This window comes from Amycolatopsis sp. WAC 01416, assembly GCF_003947485.1.
GTDB lineage: Bacteria > Actinomycetota > Actinomycetes > Mycobacteriales > Pseudonocardiaceae > Amycolatopsis.
Window position 1 is genome coordinate 373,247 of sequence record NZ_QHHX01000009.1, and the last position, 22,499, is coordinate 395,745.

Here is a 22,499-nt window from a genome sequence, read left to right on the forward strand (position 1 = left end):
GTGGAGGCAAACCCCGATGAACCGCGGCTTTCCCCTGACCCCGGCACAGCAGGGGATCTGGCTCGCCCAGCAGCTCGACCCGGCCGACCCGGTCTACACGATCGGCTGGGTCACGGAGCTTCGCGGAGACGTCGACATCGCCCGGCTGGGTGAGGCCGTTCGGCGGGCCGTCGCGGAGGCTGAGTGCCTGCACATGACGGTCGGACTGGAAGGCGACACGCCGGTCCAGCGTCCGGCCACTCCCGGTGAGGTCGCCGTCTTCGACTTCACCGGCGAGCCGGATCCGGAACGGGCGGCCGAGGAGTGGGCGCGGGCCGAACTGGCCGTGGTCGCCGATCTCGCCCGAGGGCCGCTGACCACGCACACGCTGCTGGTGCTGGCCGCGGACCGGGTCCGCTGGTTCCAGCGCTACCACCATCTGGTGATGGACGCGTACGGGCAGGCGGTCCTGACCCGCCGCGCGGCGGAGCTCTACTCGGGCACCGCCGACGAGGTTTCCTGGCCGCTCTCGGGGTTCGCCGAGGCCGACCATGACGGGCAGGCCGACCGCGCCTATTGGCTCGGCGAGCTCGCGGGCAGGCCGAACCCGGTGCGCCTGCTCGGCCGCGCGTCGTCCGGGCGGATCCGGTTGCGACGGCATTCGTGGGAGCTGCCCGCGGCGAAGTCCGGGACGTTGCGGAAGTTCGCGCTCGACGCCGGAACGAGGCTGTCCCGCGTCGCGATCGCCGCGGTGGCGGCCTACGCCCACCGGGTGACCGGTGCCGAAGACCTCGTCCTCGGCCTGCCGGTCACCGCGCGCACCACCCGCGCCCTGCGCGAGCAGCCGGGCATGGTGTCCAACGTCCTGCCGCTGCGGCTGACCGTGCGGCCCGAGACGACGCCGGCGCGGCTGGTCGACCAGGTCGCGGAGAAGGTCTCCGCGCTGTTGGAGCACAGCCGGTACCGCGGTGAGGACCTCGCCCGCGAACTCGGTGCGAGCGGTGGGGTGCACGAACTCGTCGGGCTGAGCGTGAACTACATGGCCGTGGACGGCGAACTGGCGTTCGGCGACGCGAGCGCCACCGTGCACAACCTCGAACTCGGCCCGATCAGCGACGTCGCCATCGCCGTCTACGACGCGGGTGAGGGACGAGGGCTGCGCTTCGACTTCGACGCGGACGCGCATGTCTCGTCCGACGACGAACTCTCCGAGCACCGCCGCCGGTTCGCCGCGGTGCTGGACGCCCTGGTGGCGGGCCCGGACCTGCCGCTGGCCGCGATCGACCTGCTCCCGGCGGAGGAACGGGCCGGGGTGCTGGAGCTCGGGACCGCGGTCGCGGACTCGCCGGAGGTGTCCTGGCCCGAGGCGTTCGACCGGGTCGTGGCACGGAAACCGGAGGCCGAGGCCGTCGTCTGCGAGGACGTCCGGCTGACCTACGCCGAGGTCGACGCCGCCGCCAACCGTCTCGCCCGGCTACTGCGGCGACGCGGCGTCGGTGACGAGGACGTCGTCGCCGTGGCGATGCCGCGTTCGGCCGATCTCATTGTCGCGCTCCTCGCCGTCATGAAGGCCGGGGCCGCGTATCTCCCGCTCGACCTCGACCATCCCGAGGATCGTCTCGCGTACATGCTCGCGCACGCGGGCGCGAAGATCGTCGTGTCCACAAAGGACGAAGCTGCTCAGCTGCCGTCCGGTGTGGACGTCGAGCGGGTTCTCCTCGACGATCCGGCGATCACCGCCGAACTCGCCGCACTGGACGCGTCCACTGTGGACGTGACAGGAATCTCGCTGAACCAGGCCGCGTACGTCATCTACACCTCGGGCTCGACGGGGAAGCCGAAGGGTGTGGTCCTATCCCACGACGGGATCGGCAGCCTGATCAGCACGGCGACCGAACGGATCGGCATCGGCGAGGACAGCCGGGTGGTGCAGTTCGCCTCGACCGGATTCGACGTGACGGTCTGGGATCTGGTCATGTCGCTGTGCGTCGGCGGAACGCTGATCGTGGTGCCGTCGCACCGCCGGGTCGCGGGCGTCGAACTGACCGGCTACATCGCAGGCAACGCGGCGACGCACATGATTCTGCCGCCGTCGCTCGTCGCGGCACTGCCACCGGAGTGCGAACTGCCGAAGGGTGCGGTGCTGATCGTCGGCACCGAGACCGTCCCGCCGGAACTGATCGCGCGCTGGGCGGAAGACCTGAACGTCGTCGCCGCGTACGGGCTGACCGAGGCGACGGTGAACTCGACGTTGTGGGCGGCCGAGCCGGGCTGGACCGGGCCCATCCCGATCGGCCGACCGGACCCGAACACCCGCTGCTACGTCCTCGACACCGCGTTGCGGCCGGTCCCGGTCGGCGTCGAAGGGGAGTTGTACGTCGGTGGACGCGGTCTCGCGCGGGGATACGCCGGACGTCCGGGGCTGACGGCGGAACGGTTCGTCGCGGATCCCTTCGCCGGCGGCGGCCGGCGCATGTACCGCACCGGTGACCGCGTCCGCTGGCGCGCGGACGGGAACCTGGACTTCTTGGGCCGCAGCGATCACCAGGTCAAGATCCGTGGGTTCCGGATCGAACCGGGGGAGATCGAGTCCGCGCTCGCCGGATACGCCGGGGTCGACCGGATCGCCGTCGTGCCGCGCGAGGTCAAACCGGGTGACCGGCGCCTGGTGGCGTATGTCGTCCCGGAGGCGGACGGGTCGCCGTCGCTGCTGAAGGAATTGCGGAGCCACGCGGAATCGGCGCTGCCGCACTACATGGTGCCATCGGCGTTCGTGGAACTCGACCGGCTGCCGATCATGCCGAACGGCAAACTGGACCGCACCTCGCTGCCCCTGCCCGACTTCGGCGCCGCCGCCACCGGCCGCGCGCCGCGCACCGAGCGGGAACGGATCCTGTGCGACGTCGTCGCGCGGGTCCTCGGGCTGGACTCGGCGGGCGCGGATGACGACTTCTTCTCCCTCGGCGGTGACAGCATCCTGTCGATCCGGCTGGTGCTGGGCGCGGCGGAACACGGCCTCGCCATCACGCCGCGCCAGGTGTTCCAGCACCGGACTCCCGAAGCGCTCGCCGCCTGCGCGGAAGCCGTGTTCACAGAGTCCGCCGAGTCCACTGTGGACGAGCGACCGCTGCTGGAGCTCACCGGTGCCGAACGCGCGGCGCTCGCCGAGTACGCCGACGTCCTGCCGGTCACGCCGTTGCAGGAAGGATTCTTCTTCCACGCGGAGTTCGAAGGCGGCACGGCCGCCGACATCTACACGGTGCAGGAGGTGCTCGACCTCGAAGGGGACGTCGACGCCGGCGCGCTGCGCCGATCGGCACAGGTGCTGCTGGACCGGTACTCGTCGCTGCGGTCGGGCTTCCGGCAGCTCGACGGCGGTCGGGTGGTCCAGACGGTGACCCGGCACGCCGAACTGCCCTGGCGCGAGGTGGCCGCCGATGACGCCGCGGAAGCCTTCGAGGCCGATCGCGCGCGCCGGTTCGACTTCGCCCGGCCGCCTCTGCTGCGGGCGACCTTCACGCGGCTCGGGGAGGATCGCGCCAAGCTGGCGCTCACCTTCCACCACATCATCGCCGACGGCTGGTCGGTCGTGGTGCTGCTCCGCGAACTGCTGGCGGGACACGCGGGCACTCCGCTCCCGGAACCCGGCACGCGCGCGGACCACCTGCGGCGGCTCGCGGCGCGCGATCACGAGGCTTCCCGCGAAGCCTGGCGTGCCGCATTGTCCGGAGTGGACGAACCCACCCGGCTGATCGAAGCCCGGGACGCGGCCGGGCGACGGCCGTCGCGGCTGCACCTGAGCCTCGGCGAGCGGGCGACGGCGGAGCTGTCCGCCATGGCACGCGCGCACGGGCTCACCCTCGGCACCGTCCTGCACGGCGCCTGGGGACTCCTGCTCGGCGGGCTCACCGGCCGGGACGACGTGCTGTTCGGCAGCACGGTCTCCGGCCGCGACAGCGGTGCCGCCGGTCTCGAGTCGGCGGTCGGCCTGTACATCAACACGGTGCCGGTGCGGCTGCGCTGGTCCGCGTCCGAAACCGTCGCCGCCGTGCTGCGGCGGCTGCAGGACGAGCAAGCGGCCTTGCTGGAGCACCAGCATCTCGGCCTCGGCGAATTGCAGCGGATCGCCGGTGCCGGGCAGGAAGAACTGTTCGACACGCTCGTGGTCGTCGAGAACTTCCCGCGTGACGACGAGCGCGCGTCCGGACCCGTGCGCCTCACCGGCGTCGAGGTCACCGACGCGGTGCACTTCCCGGTCGCGGTGATCGCGACCCCGGGTGAAGACCTGGGGTTCAGCCTCAAATTCGACGCCGCCCGGGTCGACGCGGTCGCGGCAGGGCAGCTCGCGGAACGGTTCGCCCGGCTGCTGGAGACGTTGACCGCGGACCCGGGCCTGCCGGTCGCCGCCCTCGACCTCCTTTCGCCCGCCGAACGCGGCCGCCTGGCCGAACTCAACGCGACCTCGCATCCGGTGCCCGAGCGGACGCTGGCCGAGGCCATCGCCGAGCAGACGGCCAAGACACCGTCCGCGACGGCCGTGCTGTTCAAGGACACCGAACTGTCCTATGCGGACCTCGACGCACGGGCGGAGAACCTGGCCCGCCGGCTGCGTTCCCTTGGCGCCGGTCCCGAAGAGGTCGTCGCCGTCGCCGTGCCGAGGTCGGCCGAGCTGATGGTCGCCCTGCTGGCCGTCCTGAAGGCCGGGTCGGCGTATCTGCCGATCGACCTGGACTACCCGGCCGACCGGCTCGAATACATGCTGGCCGATTCCGGTGCGCGGCTCGTGCTTTCCGAACCTGGGACGGCCGCGCGGATTCCTGCCGTCGCCGGGCTGACACAGGTTTCCGTGACCGGCGAACCCGTCGCCGACGATGTCCCGGGTGTGGCCGCCGGACCCGACAACACCGCGTACCTGATCTACACCTCCGGCTCGACAGGGCGGCCGAAGGGCGTGGCCGTCACGCATCGCGCGATCGTCAACCGGCTCGCGTGGATGCAGCACGAGTACCGCCTCACGGCCTCGGACCGGGTGCTGCAGAAGACGCCGTCGAGTTTCGACGTGTCCGTATGGGAATTCTTCTGGGCGCTGTGCGAAGGCGCGACGGTGGTGCTGGCCGAGCCGGACGGCCACCGCGACCCGGCGTATCTCGCCAGGGTGATCCGGGAACGGGAGATCACCACCCTCCATTTCGTCCCGTCCATGCTCGCCGCGTTCCTTGGCAGCGACGAGGTCACCGGCGACCTCGGCTCGTTGCGTCAGGTGTTCTCCAGCGGCGAGGCGCTGACCGGAGAGACCGCCGCGCGCTGGCGCTCGCTCACCGGCGTCCCGCTGCACAACCTCTATGGCCCGACCGAGGCCGCAGTGGACGTGACCTTCTTCGACGCCACGGGTTTCGAAGGCGCGTCCGTCCCCATCGGACGTCCGGTGTGGAACACGCGGGTGCACGTCCTCGACGGCTGCCTCCGCCCGGTGCCCGACGGCGTGGCCGGTGAGCTGTACCTCGCCGGTGTCCAGCTGGCCCGCGGCTACCACGGGCGGCCCGGTCTGACCGCCGAACGCTTCGTCGCCGACCCGTTCGGCGAACCGGGACAGCGCCTGTACCGGACCGGTGACCTGGTCCGCCGCCGCGCAGACGGCGAACTCGAATACCTCGGCCGCACCGACCGTCAGGTGAAGATCCGCGGTAACCGGATCGAACTCGGCGAGATCGAAGCCGTGCTCGCCGCGCAGCCGGATGTCGCGGCCGCCACGGTGGTGGCGAAGGACGGCGCGCTCGTCGGCTACGTCGCAGGCGGAGCGGATCCGGAACTGTTGCGAGCCGCCGTCAGCGAGGCCTTGCCCGCCCCGATGGTCCCGCGGGCGTTCGTCGTCCTCGACGAGTTCCCGTTGACCCCCAGCGGAAAGCTCGACGTCCGCGCCTTGCCCGCGCCCGAGGTCGGTGTGCCCGCTGCCGCGCCCGAGAACGACCAGGAACGCGCCATGGCGCGGATCTTCGCGGATGTCCTCGGCCTGGACGCCGTCGGCGCCCACGGGGACTTCTTCCTACTGGGCGGCGACAGCATCTCGTCGATCGCCGTGTCGAGCCGCGCCCGGCGGGCAGGCTTCGAACTGAGCCCCAAGGACGTTTTCGAACTCCGGACCCCGGCCGCGCTCGCCGCTTCCGCGACGCCGGTCGAGCCGGTGGCCGACGCCGACGGTGCCGGCGCGCTCCCTCTCCTGCCCGAAATGCTTCGATTGCGGGAGCTCGGTGAGGCGGTCCAGCCGGAGTCCGTGTTGCTGACCATGCCGAGCGGGGCCGACGTCGAGACACTCGCCGCAGCCCTTCAACTCGTCCTCGACCACCACGACGGTCTGCGGCTCGAACTGTCGAAGATCGCTTCGGTCCTGTGGTCGCTCGAAATCCGTCCACAAGGGACGGTCCAGGCGACCGATCTGCTTCGTCACGGGGCCGGGTCTCTCGAAGACGAGTACTCCGGCGCCGTGGGCAGGCTGACGGACAACCTGTTGCAGGCCGTCTGGTTCGACGAGCCGGGCAGGTTGCTCTTGGTGGCGCATCCCGCGCTGCTCGACGCGCGGAGCTGGACAACGCTGGCAGCCGATCTCGCGGTCGCCTGGCAAGCAGTGATCGGCGGTCGTCCGCCGGTGTTCACCCCGGTTACGAGTTCGCTGCGGACCATCGCCCGTCGGATCACCGAGAGCGCACAGGATCCAGCGCTGCTCGGCGAAATCGAGCACTGGGCCGAGACCTTGACGCCCGGCTCCACCGAGATTTCCGGCGACGTCACCGAACGCCGCGTCACGCTGTCCATCGAGGACACCCGGACACTCGTCGACTCGCTGCCGTCCACTGTGCACGGAGACGTGATCGACGTTCTTCTGACGGCGCTGAAGGCCGCCGTCGACGATGATCTCCTCGTCGACCTGCACGGACGCGTGGTCGCGGTGGACACCGTCGGCGCGTTGACGTCGGTCCGCCCGGTGCGGATCACCGCGTCCGGCGAACCGCTCGCGATGCTCAAGGCCGTCAAGGAGACGGTCCGGAAGACGCCCGAAGGCTACGGTCCGCTGCGTTACCTCAATGCCCAGACCGGTCCGCTGCTCGCCGGACTCGCGAAGCCGTCGATCGCCTTGCGCTACGACGGCCGGATCCCGGCCGGACCGGGGGAGTGGCAGGTCGCCGGGCACGCGGCGGTGCCCCCGGCGGGCGACCACGTCCTGCGGATCGGTGTCGCCTGCGAGGAGACCGAGTACGGGCCGAGGCTGACGGCGACGTTCGCCTGGCCGGCCGGAACGCTCGCGGACCGCTGGGTCGCCGCCTTGCGGGAGCTCGCGGCGGTGGACACGGACGCGATGGTGGGGCTCACGCCGTCCGACCTCGAACTGGTGTCACTGACCCAGGAGGAGATCACGCGCGTCGAGCGGTTCAGCCCGCTGCCGGTCGCCGACGTCTGGCCGCTGTCCCCGCTCCAGGAAGGCCTGTTCTTCCACTCCAGCTACAACTCCGACCGCGTCGACATCTACACGATCCAGGAGGCGATCGACTTCGATCACCGCCTGGACGCCGGCAGGTTGCGCTCGGCGGTGTCCGCGCTGCTCCGCCGGATCCCGAGTCTCGGCGCCGGTTTCACCAGCGAAGGACTGCGAGGACCGGTCCAGTTCGTGGCGGCCGACGTCGAGCCGCCGGTGTCCGAAGTGGACCTTTCGACGCTGCCCGAAGACGAGCGGCGGGAGCGGCTCGACGACCTGATGGCCGAGGACCGCGCGACGCGGTTCGACCTCGGCGCGCCGCCGTTGTTCCGTCTGAAGCTGATCCGGCTCGGGGACGGGCGCGACCGGGTGGTGCTGAACCGGCATCTGCTGCTCTGGGACGGCTGGTCCGCCTGGCTCTTCATCGAGCAGCTGTTCGCGCTGTACGACCTCGGCGGGGACGACCGCACGCTGCCCGCCGCCGGGTCCTATGTGGACTTCCTGCGCTGGCTCGACCGCCAGGACATCGAGGCCGCCACGGGAGCGTGGCGGGAGGCGCTGTCAGGTTTGGCGGAGCCGACCGTCATCGGTCCGGAGGGCCGGGATCTGGTACCGGCCACCCCGGTCAACCTGGACACCGTGCTCCCGGCCGACCTGGGCCGCGGATTGCGTGAGCAGGCCAGGCGACACGGCCTGACCGTCAACTCCGTGCTCAACGCGGCCTGGGGCCTGGTCCTCTCGACGATGACCGGACGGCACGACGTCGTGTTCGGCGCCGCGGTCGCGGGCCGGCCCGCGGCGGTGCCCGACATCGAGAACACCATCGGCCTGTTCCTCAACACCGTGCCGACCCGGGTGCGGCTCGACGCGGCCGAGTCGGTTCTGGACCTGGTACGCCGCTTGCAGTCCGAGCGGATGGACCTGACCCCGTACGAGTTCATGAGCCTCGGTGTCCTGCAGCGGGAGGCCGGGCACCGCGTGCTGTTCGACACGCTCTTCGTGCTGCGCAACGCAGACGGTGACGAACGGCGCGACGGACTCCGTCACCGGCACGGCATCACCGGCCTGCTCAACATCGACGCCACGCACTACCCGCTGACACTGGTGGTCACGCCGGGCGAGGAAATCCGGATCACGCTGTCCTACCGGGACGACGTCATCGACACCGATGAGGCCGCCTCGGTGCTGGGCCGCTTCACGTCGCTGGTCGCGCAGATCGTCGACGACCCGGCGAAACCGGTCGGCGCGCTGGCCACGGTGTCCGCTGAGGACCGCGCCGCGCTGGAGGCGGGCTGGGCCGAGGCCGAGCACCCGGTCATCGAGGACACGATCGCCGACCTGCTGGCGGTTCAAGCGGAACGGACGCCGGACGCGACAGCGTTGGTGTTCGGGGCCGAACAGCTCACCTACGCGGAACTCGACGCGCGCATCAACCGGATGGCCCGGTTGCTGCTGGCGAAGGGGGCCGCGCCGGAGCAGGTGATCGCGCTCGGCCTGCCCCGGTCGATCGACATGGTCGTCGCGCTGTTCGCCGTGCTGCGCATCGGCGCGGCGTACCTGCCGCTGGAACTCGACTACCCGGCCGACCGGCTCGCGGTGATGCTGGAGGACGCGCGGCCGCTGTGCCTCGTGTCCACAAAGGACGTCTCGGCGACACTGCCTGATGACGTCCCTCGCGTGCTCGTCGACGACCACGAAGACAGGGCGTTCGGCGGCGGCCCGATCTCCGACGCCGAACGCCCGCTGTTCGCACGAGGCCGCGCGGACCGCATGGAACATCCGGCGTACGTCATCTACACCTCGGGCTCCACGGGCAAACCCAAGGGCGTCGTCACGCCGTACCGCGGCCTGACGAACATGCAGCTCAACCACCAGGGCGCCATCTTCGCACCGGCCATCGCTTCGGCGGGCGGACGGCGGCTGCGGATCGCCCACACCGTGTCGTTCGCCTTCGACATGTCCTGGGAAGAGCTGCTGTGGCTCGTCGAAGGGCACGAGGTCCACGTCTGCGACGAGGAACTGCGGCGGGACGCGCGGGCGCTCGTGGCGTACTGCGACGAGCACGAGGTCGACGTCGTCAACGTGACGCCGACGTACGCCCACCTGCTGATCGAGGAAGGGCTCCTGGAGGGACACCGGCCCGCGCTCGTGCTGCTCGGCGGCGAGGCGGTGTCGGAGTCGGTGTGGAACCGGCTGCGGGACACCGACGGAACCTACGGCTACAACCTGTACGGCCCCACCGAATACACGATCAACACGCTCGGCGGCGGCACGACCGACAGCGACACCCCCACCGTCGGCCAACCGATCTGGAACACGCGCGCCTACATCGTCGACGCGTGGCTCCGGCCGGTCCGGGACGGGGTCGCGGGCGAGCTCTACATCGCGGGTGAGGGACTGGCCCGCGGCTACCTCGGCCGCCCCGGCCTGACCGCCGAGCGGTTCGTCGCCGACCCGTTCGTGCCAGGGGGCGGGCGCATGTACCGCACCGGTGACCTGGTGCGCCGCCGTCCGGACGGGAACATCGACTTCCTCGGCCGCACCGACGACCAGGTCAAGATCCGCGGCTATCGCGTCGAACTCGGTGAGATCGAGACCGCGCTCAGCCGGTACCCCGAGGTCGCGCAGGCCGCCGTCCTCGCGCGGCCCGACCCGTCGGCGCCCGGCCTGCAGCGGCTCATCGGCTACGTCGTCCCGGCCGAGCTGAGCGGGGACGCACGGGCCGAGGCGGAGGCCGACCAGGTCGGCGAATGGCGGCAGATCTACTCCGACGAGTACACCGAGATCCCGACGGCCCTGTTCACCGAGGACTTCGCGGGCTGGGATTCCAGCTACGACGGTGCACCGATCCCGCTGGAGCACATGCGGGAATGGCGGCAGGCGACCGTCGACCGGATCACCGAACTGAAGCCGGAACGGGTGCTGGAGATCGGCGTCGGCACCGGTCTGCTGATGGGGCAGATCGCCCCGATCGCGCGGGAGTACTGGGGCACCGACCTCGCCGCGCCGGTGATCGCGAAGCTGAACCGCGAGCTGGAACGGGACCCGGAGCTGGCGGCCAAGGTGAACCTGCGCGCCCAGCCGGCGCACGTGTTCGACGGCCTGCCCGAGGGCCGGTTCGACACCATCGTGATCAACTCCGTCATCCAGTACTTCCCGAGCGTCGACTACCTGACCGGCGTCATCACGAAGGCGATCGGCCTGCTCGCGCCCGGCGGTGCGCTGTTCGTCGGCGACGTCCGGAACCTGCGCCTCGCCCGCGCCTTCCACACCGCGATCCAGCTCACCCGCGCCGACGCCACCTCCGACGTCGCCCAGGTGCGGCGCGCGATCGAACGCGGTGCCGCGCTGGAAAAGGAACTGCTGATCGACCCGGATTACTTCACCGCGCTCGCGCGGCGGCTTCCGGACGTCGCCGCGCAGGTCCGGATCAAACGGGCCCGGCTGCACAACGAGCTGAGCCGGTACCGCTACGACGCGGTCCTGGTCAAGGCGCCCGCCACGACCCTTTCGGTCGCCCAAGCGCCACGCCTGTTCTGGGATGAGGTGGGCTCCCTCGCCGCACTGCAAGCCCGGCTGGCCGGTGCCGAAACGCTGCGCGTGAGCCGGATCCCGGACGCCCGGCAGGCTCCGGAGGTCGAGGCGACACGCGCCCTGGACGCCGGTGCGCCGCTCATCGACGTCCTCGCGTTGTTCCGTGGTGACGACGGCATCGAACCGGAGGACGTGCACGAACTCGGTGACCGGCTCGGGTTCCGGGTGTACTGCACCTGGTCGGCCGACGGTTCGTTCGAGGCGGTGTTCGTCCACAAGGGAGAGCCGAGCTCGCTGGTCACCGATGTGCATCAGCCCGTCTCGGTCGGTACGAACCTGGCCAAGTACGCCACGAGCCCGACCGCGGCCCGCGGTGGCGGCGAACTGGTGCAACGCCTGCGCGATCGGCTCAAGACGGAACTGCCGGACTACATGGTCCCGGCCGCGTTCGTCACGCTGGGCGCGCTGCCGCTGACCGACAACGGCAAGCTCAACACGCGGGCGCTCCCGGACGCCGACCAGACCGTGCGGCTCGCCGAAAGCCGCCCGGCCGAGACCGCCGAAGAAGAGACGCTGTGCGCGCTGTTCGCCGAGGTCCTCGGACTGGACGGGGTCGGCGTCGAGGACAACTTCTTCGACCTCGGCGGGCATTCGCTGCTCGCCACCCGGCTGATCAGCCGCGCCAGGACCGAACTCGGCGCGGAACTGGCCATCCGTGACCTGTTCGAGGCGCCGACGGTGGCCGAGCTGACCACTCGCGCGGGTGACGGAGAACCGGCGCGGCCGGCGGTGGTCCGTGCCGAGCGCCCCGAACGCGTCCCGCTTTCGGCGGCCCAGCGCAGCCTTTGGCTGGTCGACCGGATGGAAGCGAACGCCGTCGCGTACAACTTCCCGCTGACGTTCCGGTTGCGGGGCGACCTTGATCTCGGCTCACTCCGGCTGGCGCTGGGCGACGTCCTCGGCAGGCACGAAGTCTTGCGGACCGTGTTCATCGAGCACGACGGGGAGCCCTACCAGCGCGTTCTCGACGCGCCCGAGATCCCGTTCGCCGTGGAGGAGTGCGACGAGGCCGGGTTGGAGGCCCGCATCGCCGAGCTCTCACGGACACCGTTCGACCTGGCACGGGAGATCCCGGTCAGGCTGCGGGTGCTGCGCCTCGGCGAAGGCGACCACGTGATCTCGCTGGTCTTGCACCACAGCGCGACCGACGAATGGTCCGACCGTCCGTTCCTGGGCGACCTGACCTCGGCGTATGAGGCCAGGCGCGGCGGCGCGAGTCCAGTGTGGACAGATCTGCCAGTGCAGTACGCCGACTTCGCGTTGTGGCAGAAGGACTTCCTCGAACAGCGCGGCGCCACCCAGGTCGCCTTCTGGGCAGGCTCCTTGAACGGCGCACCGGACGAGCTGACGCTGCCGCTGGACCGCCCGCGTCCGCTCCGGCCGACCGGACGGGGCGGGAAGGTCAAGTCCCGGCTGTCCGGCGAGCTGTCGGCCGCCGTGCGAGACCTGGCGGCGAAAGCCGGGGCGAGCCCGTTCATGGTGCTCCAAGCGGCGGTGGCCGCACTGCTGCACCGGACCGGCGCCGGGGACGACATCCCGCTCGGTGCCCCGATCGCGGGACGCACTGACGCGGCGCTCGACGACCTGGTCGGCTTCTTCGTGAACACGCTGGTGTTGCGGACCGACCTGTCCGGCGAGCCGACGTTCGCCGCGCTGCTCGACAGGGTGCGCGAGGCGGATCTCGCCGCGTTCTCGCACGGTGACCTGCCGTTCGAGCGTGTCGTCGAGGAGCTGAACCCGCCCCGGGTGCCGGGCCGCAACCCGCTGTTCCAGGTGATGGTGGGCTACCACCGGCGGAGCGACGCGCACGACGTGCTCGGGCTGCCCGCCGAGTGGTTCGAGATGGACACCGGCATGGCGAAGTTCGACCTGCACTTCACGATGGTCGACGGCGGGGACACCGCCACGCTGATGCTGGAGTACGCCGAGGACCTCGCCGACGAGCCGACTGCCGAGCGGCTGCTCACCCGTCTCACGTCGCTGCTGGAGCAGGTCACGGCCGAACCGGACCGGCCTGTCGCGGCGCTCGGCGTTCTCGTCGGCGATGAACTCGCGCGGGTGACCGAGTGGAACCGCACGGCACGTGAGGTCCCGGTCGCGACCCTGCCGGAGTTGTTCGAGGCGCAGGTGGCTCGGACGCCGGACGCTACTGCCGTGGTGTTCGAAGGCTCGGAGCTTTCGTACGCGGAGTTCAACGCGCGGGTGAATCGGCTGGCGCGTTGGTTGGTCGAGCAGGGTGTGGGTGCGGAGTCGGTGGTGGCCGTCTCGCTGCCGAGGTCGATCGATCTGATCGTCGCTCTGTATGCGGTGCACAAGGCCGGTGGTGCTTACCTTCCGGTCGACCGCGACTATCCGGCGGACCGCGTCGCGTTCATGCTCGAAGACGCGGCCCCCGCTGTCGTCCTCGACGAACTGCCCGTTGTGGACGGCTACTCCGTTGAGAACTTGGGCCGTGTAGTGGATCCTTCGTCTCCGGCGTACGTGATCTACACATCCGGTTCGACGGGACGTCCCAAGGGTGTCGTGGTGCAGCATTCCGGCATCGTGAACCGTCTGCTGTGGATGCAAGCCGAGTACGGCCTCACCCCTGACGATCGGGTGTTGCAGAAGACGCCGTCGAGTTTCGACGTGTCGGTGTGGGAGTTCTTCTGGCCGCTCGTCACCGGCGCCACGCTGGTGGTCGCCAAACCCGAGGGACACAAAGACCCGGCGTACCTCGCGGAGTTGATCCGCACCGCCGGGATCACCACCGTCCACTTCGTCCCGTCGATGCTCGCGCTGTTCCTGGAAACCGCGGAGTGCGCGGGATTGCGCCGGGTGATCTGCAGTGGCGAGGCACTGCCGTCCGAACTGGCCGCCCGCGTCGACGTCCCGCTGTACAACCTCTACGGCCCGACCGAAGCGTCCGTCGACGTGACGGCGTGGCGGGCCGGTGCCGAGACGACGCCGTCCGTCCCGATCGGACGTCCGGTGTGGAACACGCGGACGTACGTGCTGGACGCGCGGCTGAACCCGGTCCCGCCGGGTGTCCCCGGCGAGCTCTACCTCGCCGGTGTGCAGCTCGCTCGCGGGTACCTGGCCAGGCCGGGGCTGACCGCCGAGCGGTTCGTCGCCGACCCGTTCGGTGGCCCGGGGGAGCGCATGTACCGCACCGGGGACCTCGCGCGGTGGTCCGCCGATGGCGTCCTCGAGTTCCTGGGCCGGGTCGACGACCAGGTCAAGATCCGCGGCTTCCGGGTCGAACTCGGCGAGGTCGAGGCGGCACTGACCGCGTCCGGGTCCGTCACGCGTGCCGTGGTCGTCGCCCAGGAAGACCGGCTGGTGGCCTACGTCGTCGGCTCCGCGGACGGGCTTCGTGAAGCAGTGGCGACGAAGTTGCCGGAGCACATGGTGCCGTCGGTGTTCGTCGTACTCGACGAGATCCCGCTGACCCCGAACGGCAAACTCGACCGAAAGGCGCTCCCTGCGCCCGAGTTCGTGGCCACAGAAGGCCGGAAACCGCGGAACGCCAGGGAAGAAGCCCTGTGCGCGTTGTTCGTCGATGTGCTCGGCGTCGAGCAGGTCGGGATCGACGACGGGTTCTTCGCGCTCGGCGGGCATTCGCTGCTGGTGATGCGCCTGGTCAGCCGGATCTCGGCCGCCCTGGACGCCACCGTGTCGGTTCGCGACGTCTTCGACGCCCCCACCGTCGCGGCGCTGGCGGAACGGCTCGCCGACCCCTCGGACCGGCCGGCCTTGAGTGCGGGGAACCGGCCGGAAGCCTTGCCGCTTTCGCCCGCGCAGCAACGGTTGTGGTTCCTGTACCAGCTCGAAGGGGTCACGCCCACCTACAACATCCCGCTCGCCTGGCGTCTGTACGGCGAGCTGGACGCGGACGCGCTGCACGCGGCGATCGGCGACCTCGTCGAGCGGCACGAACCGCTGAGGACCGTGTTCGCCGAGGAGGGAGGCGTCGCGGCGCAGCGGATCCTGGCCGACGCACGTCCGGAGGTCCGCTTCGAGGACGCGGGTGACCTCTCGGCGCAGTTGTCCGCCGAAGCCGGCCGCGGATTCGCCCTCGACGCGGAACTCCCGATCCGGGCCACGGTCTTCACCGTGTCCGCGCGGGAACACGTCCTGCTGCTCGTGATCCATCACGTGGCGACGGACGAATGGTCACAGGGACCGCTGATGGCAGACCTGGCCAAGGCCTACGAGGCGCGTCTGGCCGGAGTCGCTCCACAATGGACGAAACTGCCGGTCCAGTACGCGGATTACGCGCTATGGCAACGCGAACTGCTCACCTCGACGGCGTCCGGGCACCTCGGGTTCTGGCAGGAAGAGCTGGCCGACCTGCCCGGCGAACTGGCCCTGCCGGTGGACCGGCCACGGCCGGCCGAGTCGAGCCATCGTGGCGGTCTCGTCACCTTCCCGATCGACGGAGGGCTCACCGAACGCCTGCGTGCGGTCGCCCGGCGGTACGACGTCAGCATGTTCATGCTGGCGCAGGCCGCCGTCGCGGCACTGCTGCACCGGCTCGGCGCCGGGGACGACATCCCGCTCGGCGCGCCGAGTTCCGGCCGCGTCGACGAACGACTGGAGCCGCTGATCGGCTTCTTCGTGAACTCGCTCGTCCTGCGCACCGATCTGTCCGGCGACCCGGCGTTCGGCGACCTGCTCGCCCGGGTGCGCGCGACGGACCTCGCCGCCTTCGAGCACCAGGACCTGCCGTTCGAGCGCCTGGTCGACGCGGTCAACCCGGAACGCTCGCTGGCCAGGCACCCGTTGTTCCAGGTGATGGTGGTCTACCTGCCCGAATCGGGCGACGGATGGGAACTTCCCGGCCTTAGTGCGGTCCAGGAGGACTTCGCACAGGGCGTGGCGAAGTTCGACCTCGAATTCGGGTTCCTGGAGAACAGCGCCGGGATCTCGGGCGCGATCGAGTACAGCGCCGACCTGTTCGACCACGCCACGGCCGAGTCGTTCGCGCGGCGGCTGGTCGCCGTTCTGGAGCAGGTGGCCACCGATCCGGCGATCCCGGTCGGCGAACTCGACGTCCTCGGCGAGGACGAGCGCACGCTGCTCAAGCTCTGGAACGACACCGCGCACGACGTTCCGCCGGTGACGTTGCCGGAGTTGTTCGAGGCGCAGGTGGCGCGGACTCCGGACGCTTCTGCCGTGGTGTTCGAGGGCACTGAGCTTTCGTACGCGGAGTTCAACGCGCGGGTGAATCGGCTGGCGCGTTGGTTGGTGGAGCGGGGTGTGGGTGCGGAGTCGGTGGTGGCGGTGTCGCTGCCGCGGTCGCTCGATCTCGTGGTCGCGCTGTACGCCGTGCACAAGGCAGGGGCGGCGTATCTGCCGCTCGACACGGACTATCCGGCCGACCGGCTGACGTTCATGCTCCAAGACGCGTCGCCCGCCGTGGTTCTCGATACTTTGCCTGATCTCGATGGCTACTCCGGAGAGAATCTGGGCCGTGTCGTGGATCCTTCGTCTCCGGCGTACGTGATCTACACGTCGGGTTCGACTGGTCGTCCCAAGGGTGTGGTGGTGCAGCATTCCGGCATCGTGAACCGTCTGCTGTGGATGCAAGCCGAGTACGGCCTGGCGGCTGATGATCGGGTGTTGCAGAAGACGCCGTCGAGTTTCGATGTGTCGGTGTGGGAGTTCTTCTGGCCGCTCATCACCGGCGCGACACTGGTGGTCGCCAAACCGGACGGTCATCGCGATCCGGCGTACCTCGAAGCGCTGATCCGGGAGCAGCGGATCACGACCCTGCACTTCGTCCCGTCGATGCTGGAAGCGTTCCTCGCCGAAGAGCCGGGATGGCACGACGTCCGCCGGGTCCTGTGCAGTGGCGAGGCGCTGCCGCCGGAACTGGCCGCCCGAGTCGGCGTCCCGCTGCGCAACCTCTACGGCCCGACCGAGGCATCGGTGGACGTGACCTCGTGGGAGGTCGTCGATGACACCGTCCCCATCGGACGTCCGGTGTGGAACACCCGCGTCCACGTGCTGGACGCCAGGCTCCGGCCGGTTCCGCCTGGCGTGGCGGGAGAGTTGTACCTCGCGGGTGCGCAGCTCGCGCGCGGCTACCTCCGCCGGGCAGGACTGACCGCCGAGCGGTTCGTGGCGAACCCGTTCGCCGCGGGGGAGCGCATGTATCGCACGGGAGACCTCGCGCGATGGCGTGCCGACGGCGCGCTCGAGTACCTCGGCCGCGCCGACGATCAGGTCAAGCTGCGCGGGTTCCGGATCGAGCTGGGCGAGATCGAGTCAGTGCTCTCCGCGCGGGTGGTCCTGCGGGAGGGGAGGCTCGTCGCCTACCTGACCGGCCCGGCCGACGTCGAAGAGACCCGGCGGCTGGCCGAGGCCGCACTGCCGGAGTACATGGTGCCGTCGGCGTTCGTGGTGCTGGACGAGTTCCCGTTGACACCCAACGGGAAGCTCGACCGCAAGGCGCTGCCCGCGCCGGACTTCGCCGTCGCGGTCACCGGCGACGCCCCGCGCACTCCGCGCGAAGAACTGCTGGCGTCGCTCGTCGCCGGTGTGCTCGGGCTGGAGAAGGTCGGCGTCCACGACGACTTCTTCCGCCTCGGCGGTGACAGCATCGTCGCGATGCAGCTGGTCGGCCGGGTGCGGAGCGCCGGGCTGCTGCTCAGCCCGCGTGACGTCTTCCGGCACCGGACCGTCGCGGCGCTGGCCGAGGTCAGTTCGGTGCGGCTCGACGCGCCCGCGCCGGCGGACGGGAAGCCGTTGGTGGAGCTCGAAGCGGGCGAACGCGCCGAGCTCGACGAGGTCGCGCCGGACACGGCCGAGGTATGGCCGCTGACGCCGTTGCAGGCCGGGTTGCTCTTCCACACGACGATGGACGGCGACGGCCCCGACGTCTACACCGTCCAGGTGTCGTTCGATCTCGAAGGACCGCTCGATCCCGCGCGACTGCGCGAGGCTGCTCAGTCCCTCGTCGACCGGCACGCGGTCTTGCGCACCGGCTATCGCTACCTCGCTTCTGGCCGTCCGGTCGCGTTGGTGGCGCGTTCGGTCACGGTTCCTTGGCGTTTCGTGGACTCGGCGGACGACTTCGAAACGGAGGCCGCTCACGACCGGCGCCGCTTCGATCCGGCGGCCGCGCCGCTGCTGCGGTTCCTGCTCCTGGCCTTGCCGGATGGACGGCACCGGCTGGTGTTCACCCACCAGCACGTCCTGCTCGACGGCTGGTCGGTGCCGCAGCTGTTCGCCGACCTGTCCCAGCTCTACGCCGGTGCCGACGTGGCGCCGTCACGGCAGTACCGCGACCATCTCGGCTGGCTCGGGGAGCAGGACCGGGAGGCGGCGGAAGCCGCTTGGCGGCAGGCGCTCGACGGGCTGACCGAGCCGACGCACCTCGTCCCGCACGACCCGCAGCGGACCCCGGCCCTGCCGGACCGGTCGTCACTGGAACTGCCGGAGCAGGCGACCGAGGCGCTGGCCTGCTTGGCCCGCTCGCGCGGTCTGACCCTGAACACGCTCGTCCAGACCGCGTGGAGCATCGTGCTCGGCAGGCTGACCGGCCGGTCGGACGTCGTGTTCGGCGCGACGGTCGCCGGGCGCCCGCCGGAACTGGCCGGGGTCGAGCGGATGCTCGGCCTGTTCATCAACACGATCCCGGTGCGGATCGTGCTCGACCCGGCCGAGAAGCTGGGCGCACTCCTCGACCGGGTCCAGGACGAACAGTCCGGATTGCTGGCGCATCAGCACTTCGGGCTCGCCGACATCCAGCGCGGTGCCGGGCTGGGGGAGCTGTTCGACACGCTGATGGTGTTCGAGAGCTATCCGGGCGCGGACGGGGACGAAACCGGTGCCGGCCTGCGCGGGGACATCGTCCGCCACGAGGACTCGACGCACTATCCGCTCACCTGGGCGGTGGAACCCGGCGCGCGGCTGAAGCTCACGGCTGAGTACCGCTCCGACCTGTTCGACGGGGGCCTGCCGGAACGGCTTCCGGCCGCGATGGAACGGGTGCTCGCCGCCATGGTGTCCGATGTGGACGCCCCGGTCGGCAGGGTCGACATCCTGATCGAGGCCGACCTCGACCTGATCGTGCGCGAGTGGAACGGGACGGCGCTCGCCGTCGAACCGTCCACTGTGGCCGGTCTGTTCGAAGCGCAGGTCCGGCGTTCGCCCGACGCGACGGCGGTGGTGTCCGGTGAGGTCGCCTTGACCTTCACCGAGCTGAACGAACGCGCCAACCGGCTCGCCAGGGCGCTGGTCGCCCACGGCGTGGGCCCGGAGGATTTCGTCGCCTTGGCGCTGCCGCGTTCGGCGGACGTGCTGCTGGCGATCCTCGCGGTCCACAAAGCGGGGGCGGCGTACCTGCCGCTCGACCCGGACTACCCCGTCGAACGGCTGGCCGCGATGCTCGCCGACGCGCGGCCCAGGATGATCCTGACCGAACCCGAGCTGCTGGAGTCGTTGCCCCGGACCGAGATCGAGACAGTGGCGCTGTGCGCGCTCGTCACCGAGGATCGGCAGGCGCACGACCTGACCGATCGGGACCGGGTCCGCCCGCTGGACCAGGAGCATCCGGCGTACGTGATCTACACGTCGGGTTCGACGGGGACGCCCAAGGGGGTCGTCGTCCCGCATCGCGGTGTGGTGAACCTGTTCCACAGTCACCGGGCGACGTTGCACCGGCCCGCGGTCGAGGCCACCGGCAAACCGCACCTGCGGGTCGGGCACGCGTGGTCGTTCTCCTTCGACGCCTCCTGGCAACCGCAGCTGTGGCTGCTCGACGGGCACGCCGTGCACATCGTGGACGAGGAGACCCGGCGCGATCCGGAGCTCCTGGCCGCGATGATCTCCCGGGACGGCTTCGACTTCATCGAGGTCACGCCGTCGTTCTTCGCGCAGATGGCGGAAGCCGGGCTGCTCGACGGCGACCGGTGCCCGCTGGCCGTGATCGGTGTCGGCGGCGAGGCGGTGCCCGAAAGTCTGTGGCGCCGTCTGGCCACTTTGGACGGCACCGAGGCCTTCAACCTCTACGGGCCGACGGAGTCCACAGTGGACGCTTTGGTCGCGCGGATCGGTGACAGCGAGAAGCCGTTGGTCGGCCGTCCGGTCGCGAACACCCGCGCCTACGTGCTGGACGCGGCGCTGCGACCGGTGCCGCCCGGCGTCACCGGCGAGCTGTACCTCGCCGGCTCCGGTCTCGCCCGGGGCTACCTCGGGCGGGCGGCGCTGACGTCGGAGCGGTTCGTGGCGGATCCGTTCGGTCCAGCGGGTGCCCGGATGTACCGCACCGGCGACCTGGCCCGGTGGACCGCGGACGGTCGGCTGGACTTCGGCGGCCGCGCCGACGACCAGGCGAAGATCCGCGGGTTCCGGGTCGAGCCCGGCGAGATCGAAGCCGTGCTCGAGCGGCACGAGGACGTCGCGCAGGACGTCGTCCTCGTGCGGGAGGACCGCCCGCGGGTCAAGCAACTGGTTGCCTACGTGGTGTCCACTGTGGATCTCGCGGACCTGCGGCGGTTCGCGGCCGAGACGTTGCCGGAGTACATGGTCCCGGCGGCGTTCGTCGCGCTCGACGCGCTTCCCGTGTTGTCCAACGGGAAACTGGACCGCAAGGCACTGCCGGCGCCGGACTACTCGGAGCTGGCCGGAGGCAGGGCGCCGGAGACCCCGCTGGAGAAGGCGCTGTGCGGGCTCTTCGCGGAGGTGCTCGACGTGCCGGAACTCGGCGCCGACGACGACTTCTTCGCCCTCGGCGGGGACAGCATCGTCGCGATGCGGCTGGTCAGCCGGGCTCGCGCGGCCGGGCTGAAGATCACACCGCACGAGGTGTTCGCGCGCCGGACCGTCGCGGCGCTGGCCGAGGTCGCCGAGAGCCTGACGGCCGACGACGTCATCGCGCCGACGCCGATCATGCACGCGCTGCGCGAACTGGGCGGGCCGATCGACGGCTATCACCAGGCGGCGTTGCTCCAGACGCCGTCCGGGATGACCGGTGGGCAGCTGAAGGCCGTTCTCGGCGCCGTCGTCGCACGGCACGACATGCTGCGCGCGCGGCTCGACCGGTCGGTGGACGGCTGGGCGCTCCGCGTCACCGAATCCCTCGACGTCCGCATCGAACGCGTCGAGGTCGAAGGTGATCTGTTCTCTCTGATCGAGCGGCACGCGGAGCCGGCTCGCGCCAGGCTCGACCCGGACGCCGGCGTGATGGTGAGCGCGACGTGGTTCGACGCTGGATCGTCGGGACCGGGCCGGTTGCTGCTGATGATCCATCACCTGGCGGTCGACGGTGTCTCATGGCGGATCCTGTTGCCGGATCTCGTTTCCGCGTGGGACGCGGTCGCTCTCGGCCGGACGCCAGAACTGTCCACAGTGGACACTTCGTTCCGGCGGTGGTCGCAAGTACTGTCCACACAGGACCGTGAGAGCGAACTGGGCCGGTGGAAATCCGTGCTGGGCGGCGGAGACCCGCTCCCGCTGGACCGGCCGCTCGATCCCGCGCGGGACGTGCAGGGAACCGTGAAGATGGTGTCGCTGACCCTGCCCGCCGAGCGGACGGCCCCGCTCCTGTCCCGAGCGACCATCAACGACGTCCTGCTCACCGGTCTCGCGCTGGCCGTCACCCGGTGGCGCGGGGACGGGGGGCACGCGGTGCTGGTCGACGTCGAGGGACACGGCCGCGAGGAGGAACTCGCCCGTGGCGCGGATCTTTCGCGGACGGTCGGCTGGTTCACCACCGTCGTCCCGGTATGCCTCGACCTCGGCGACCTCGACCTGGACGACGCGTTCGCGGGCGGAGCCGCCGCCGGTGTCGCGCTCGAGCGGGTCCGGGCGCACCTCGACGGGCTGCCGGACGGCGGCATCGGGCACGGTCTGCTCCGGTACCTCGACCCGCGCACCGGTCCTGAACTCGCGAAGTTCGCGAAGCCGCAGATCGAGTTCAACTACCTGGGCCGGATCGGCGTCCCCGAGGCGACCGACTGGTCGTACGCGGCGGAGGCCGAAGCGGCCGAACTCGGCGCGGACGACGCGATGCCCGTCTCGCACGCGCTGACGATCAACGTCCTGACCGAGGACCGCCCCGGCGGCCCCGAACTGGCCGCACACTGGTCATGGCCGGAGGCCGTGCTGACCGAAGAGTCGGTGCGGGAACTGGCGGAGGGCTGGTTCCTCGCGCTCGACGCGCTCACCCGCCGGGCTGATTCACCGGCTTCACAGAAGGAGAACAAGGAATGACGAACCCGTTCGAGAACCCCGACGGCACGTACCTCGTGCTGGTCAACGACGAGGGCCAGCACAGCCTGTGGCCCGAGTTCGTCGAGGTCCCGGCGGGCTGGACCACGAAGTTCGGCCCGGCCTCGCGTCCGGCGTGCCTCGAGTACGTCGAGACCAACTGGACCGACCTCCGTCCCGCTTCGCTCGTCAAGGCCATGGAGTCCTGACCCGCTTCGGTCCGTGAAGGCGTCCTTGAGGGACTCTGGGTCCCTCAAGG

The 22,499-nt window shown here is 70.6% G+C and carries 2 protein-coding genes; both read left to right on the forward strand.

Translation table 11 applies throughout. The features are described from left to right. Positions 1–16 precede the first annotated feature (16 nt). Complete coding sequence (locus DL990_RS30515; RefSeq protein WP_125800735.1) at positions 17–22,243, forward strand: non-ribosomal peptide synthase/polyketide synthase; 22,227 nt, start codon at positions 17–19, stop codon at positions 22,241–22,243. Continuing rightward, positions 22,240–22,449, forward strand: coding sequence for an MbtH family protein (locus DL990_RS30520; protein ID WP_125784230.1), 210 nt, complete (start codon positions 22,240–22,242; stop codon positions 22,447–22,449). The genes DL990_RS30515 and DL990_RS30520 overlap by 4 nt, the downstream gene beginning before the upstream one ends. The last annotated feature ends 50 nt before the right edge of the window (positions 22,450–22,499 follow it).

Excerpts from the sequence above, each read along its gene's own strand:
- DL990_RS30520 (WP_125784230.1), top strand. The coding sequence starts at position 22,240 with ATGACGAACCCGTTCGAGAACCCCGACGGCACGTACCTCGTGCTGGTC.
- DL990_RS30515 (WP_125800735.1), top strand. The coding sequence starts at position 17 with ATGAACCGCGGCTTTCCCCTGACCCCGGCACAGCAGGGGATCTGGCTC.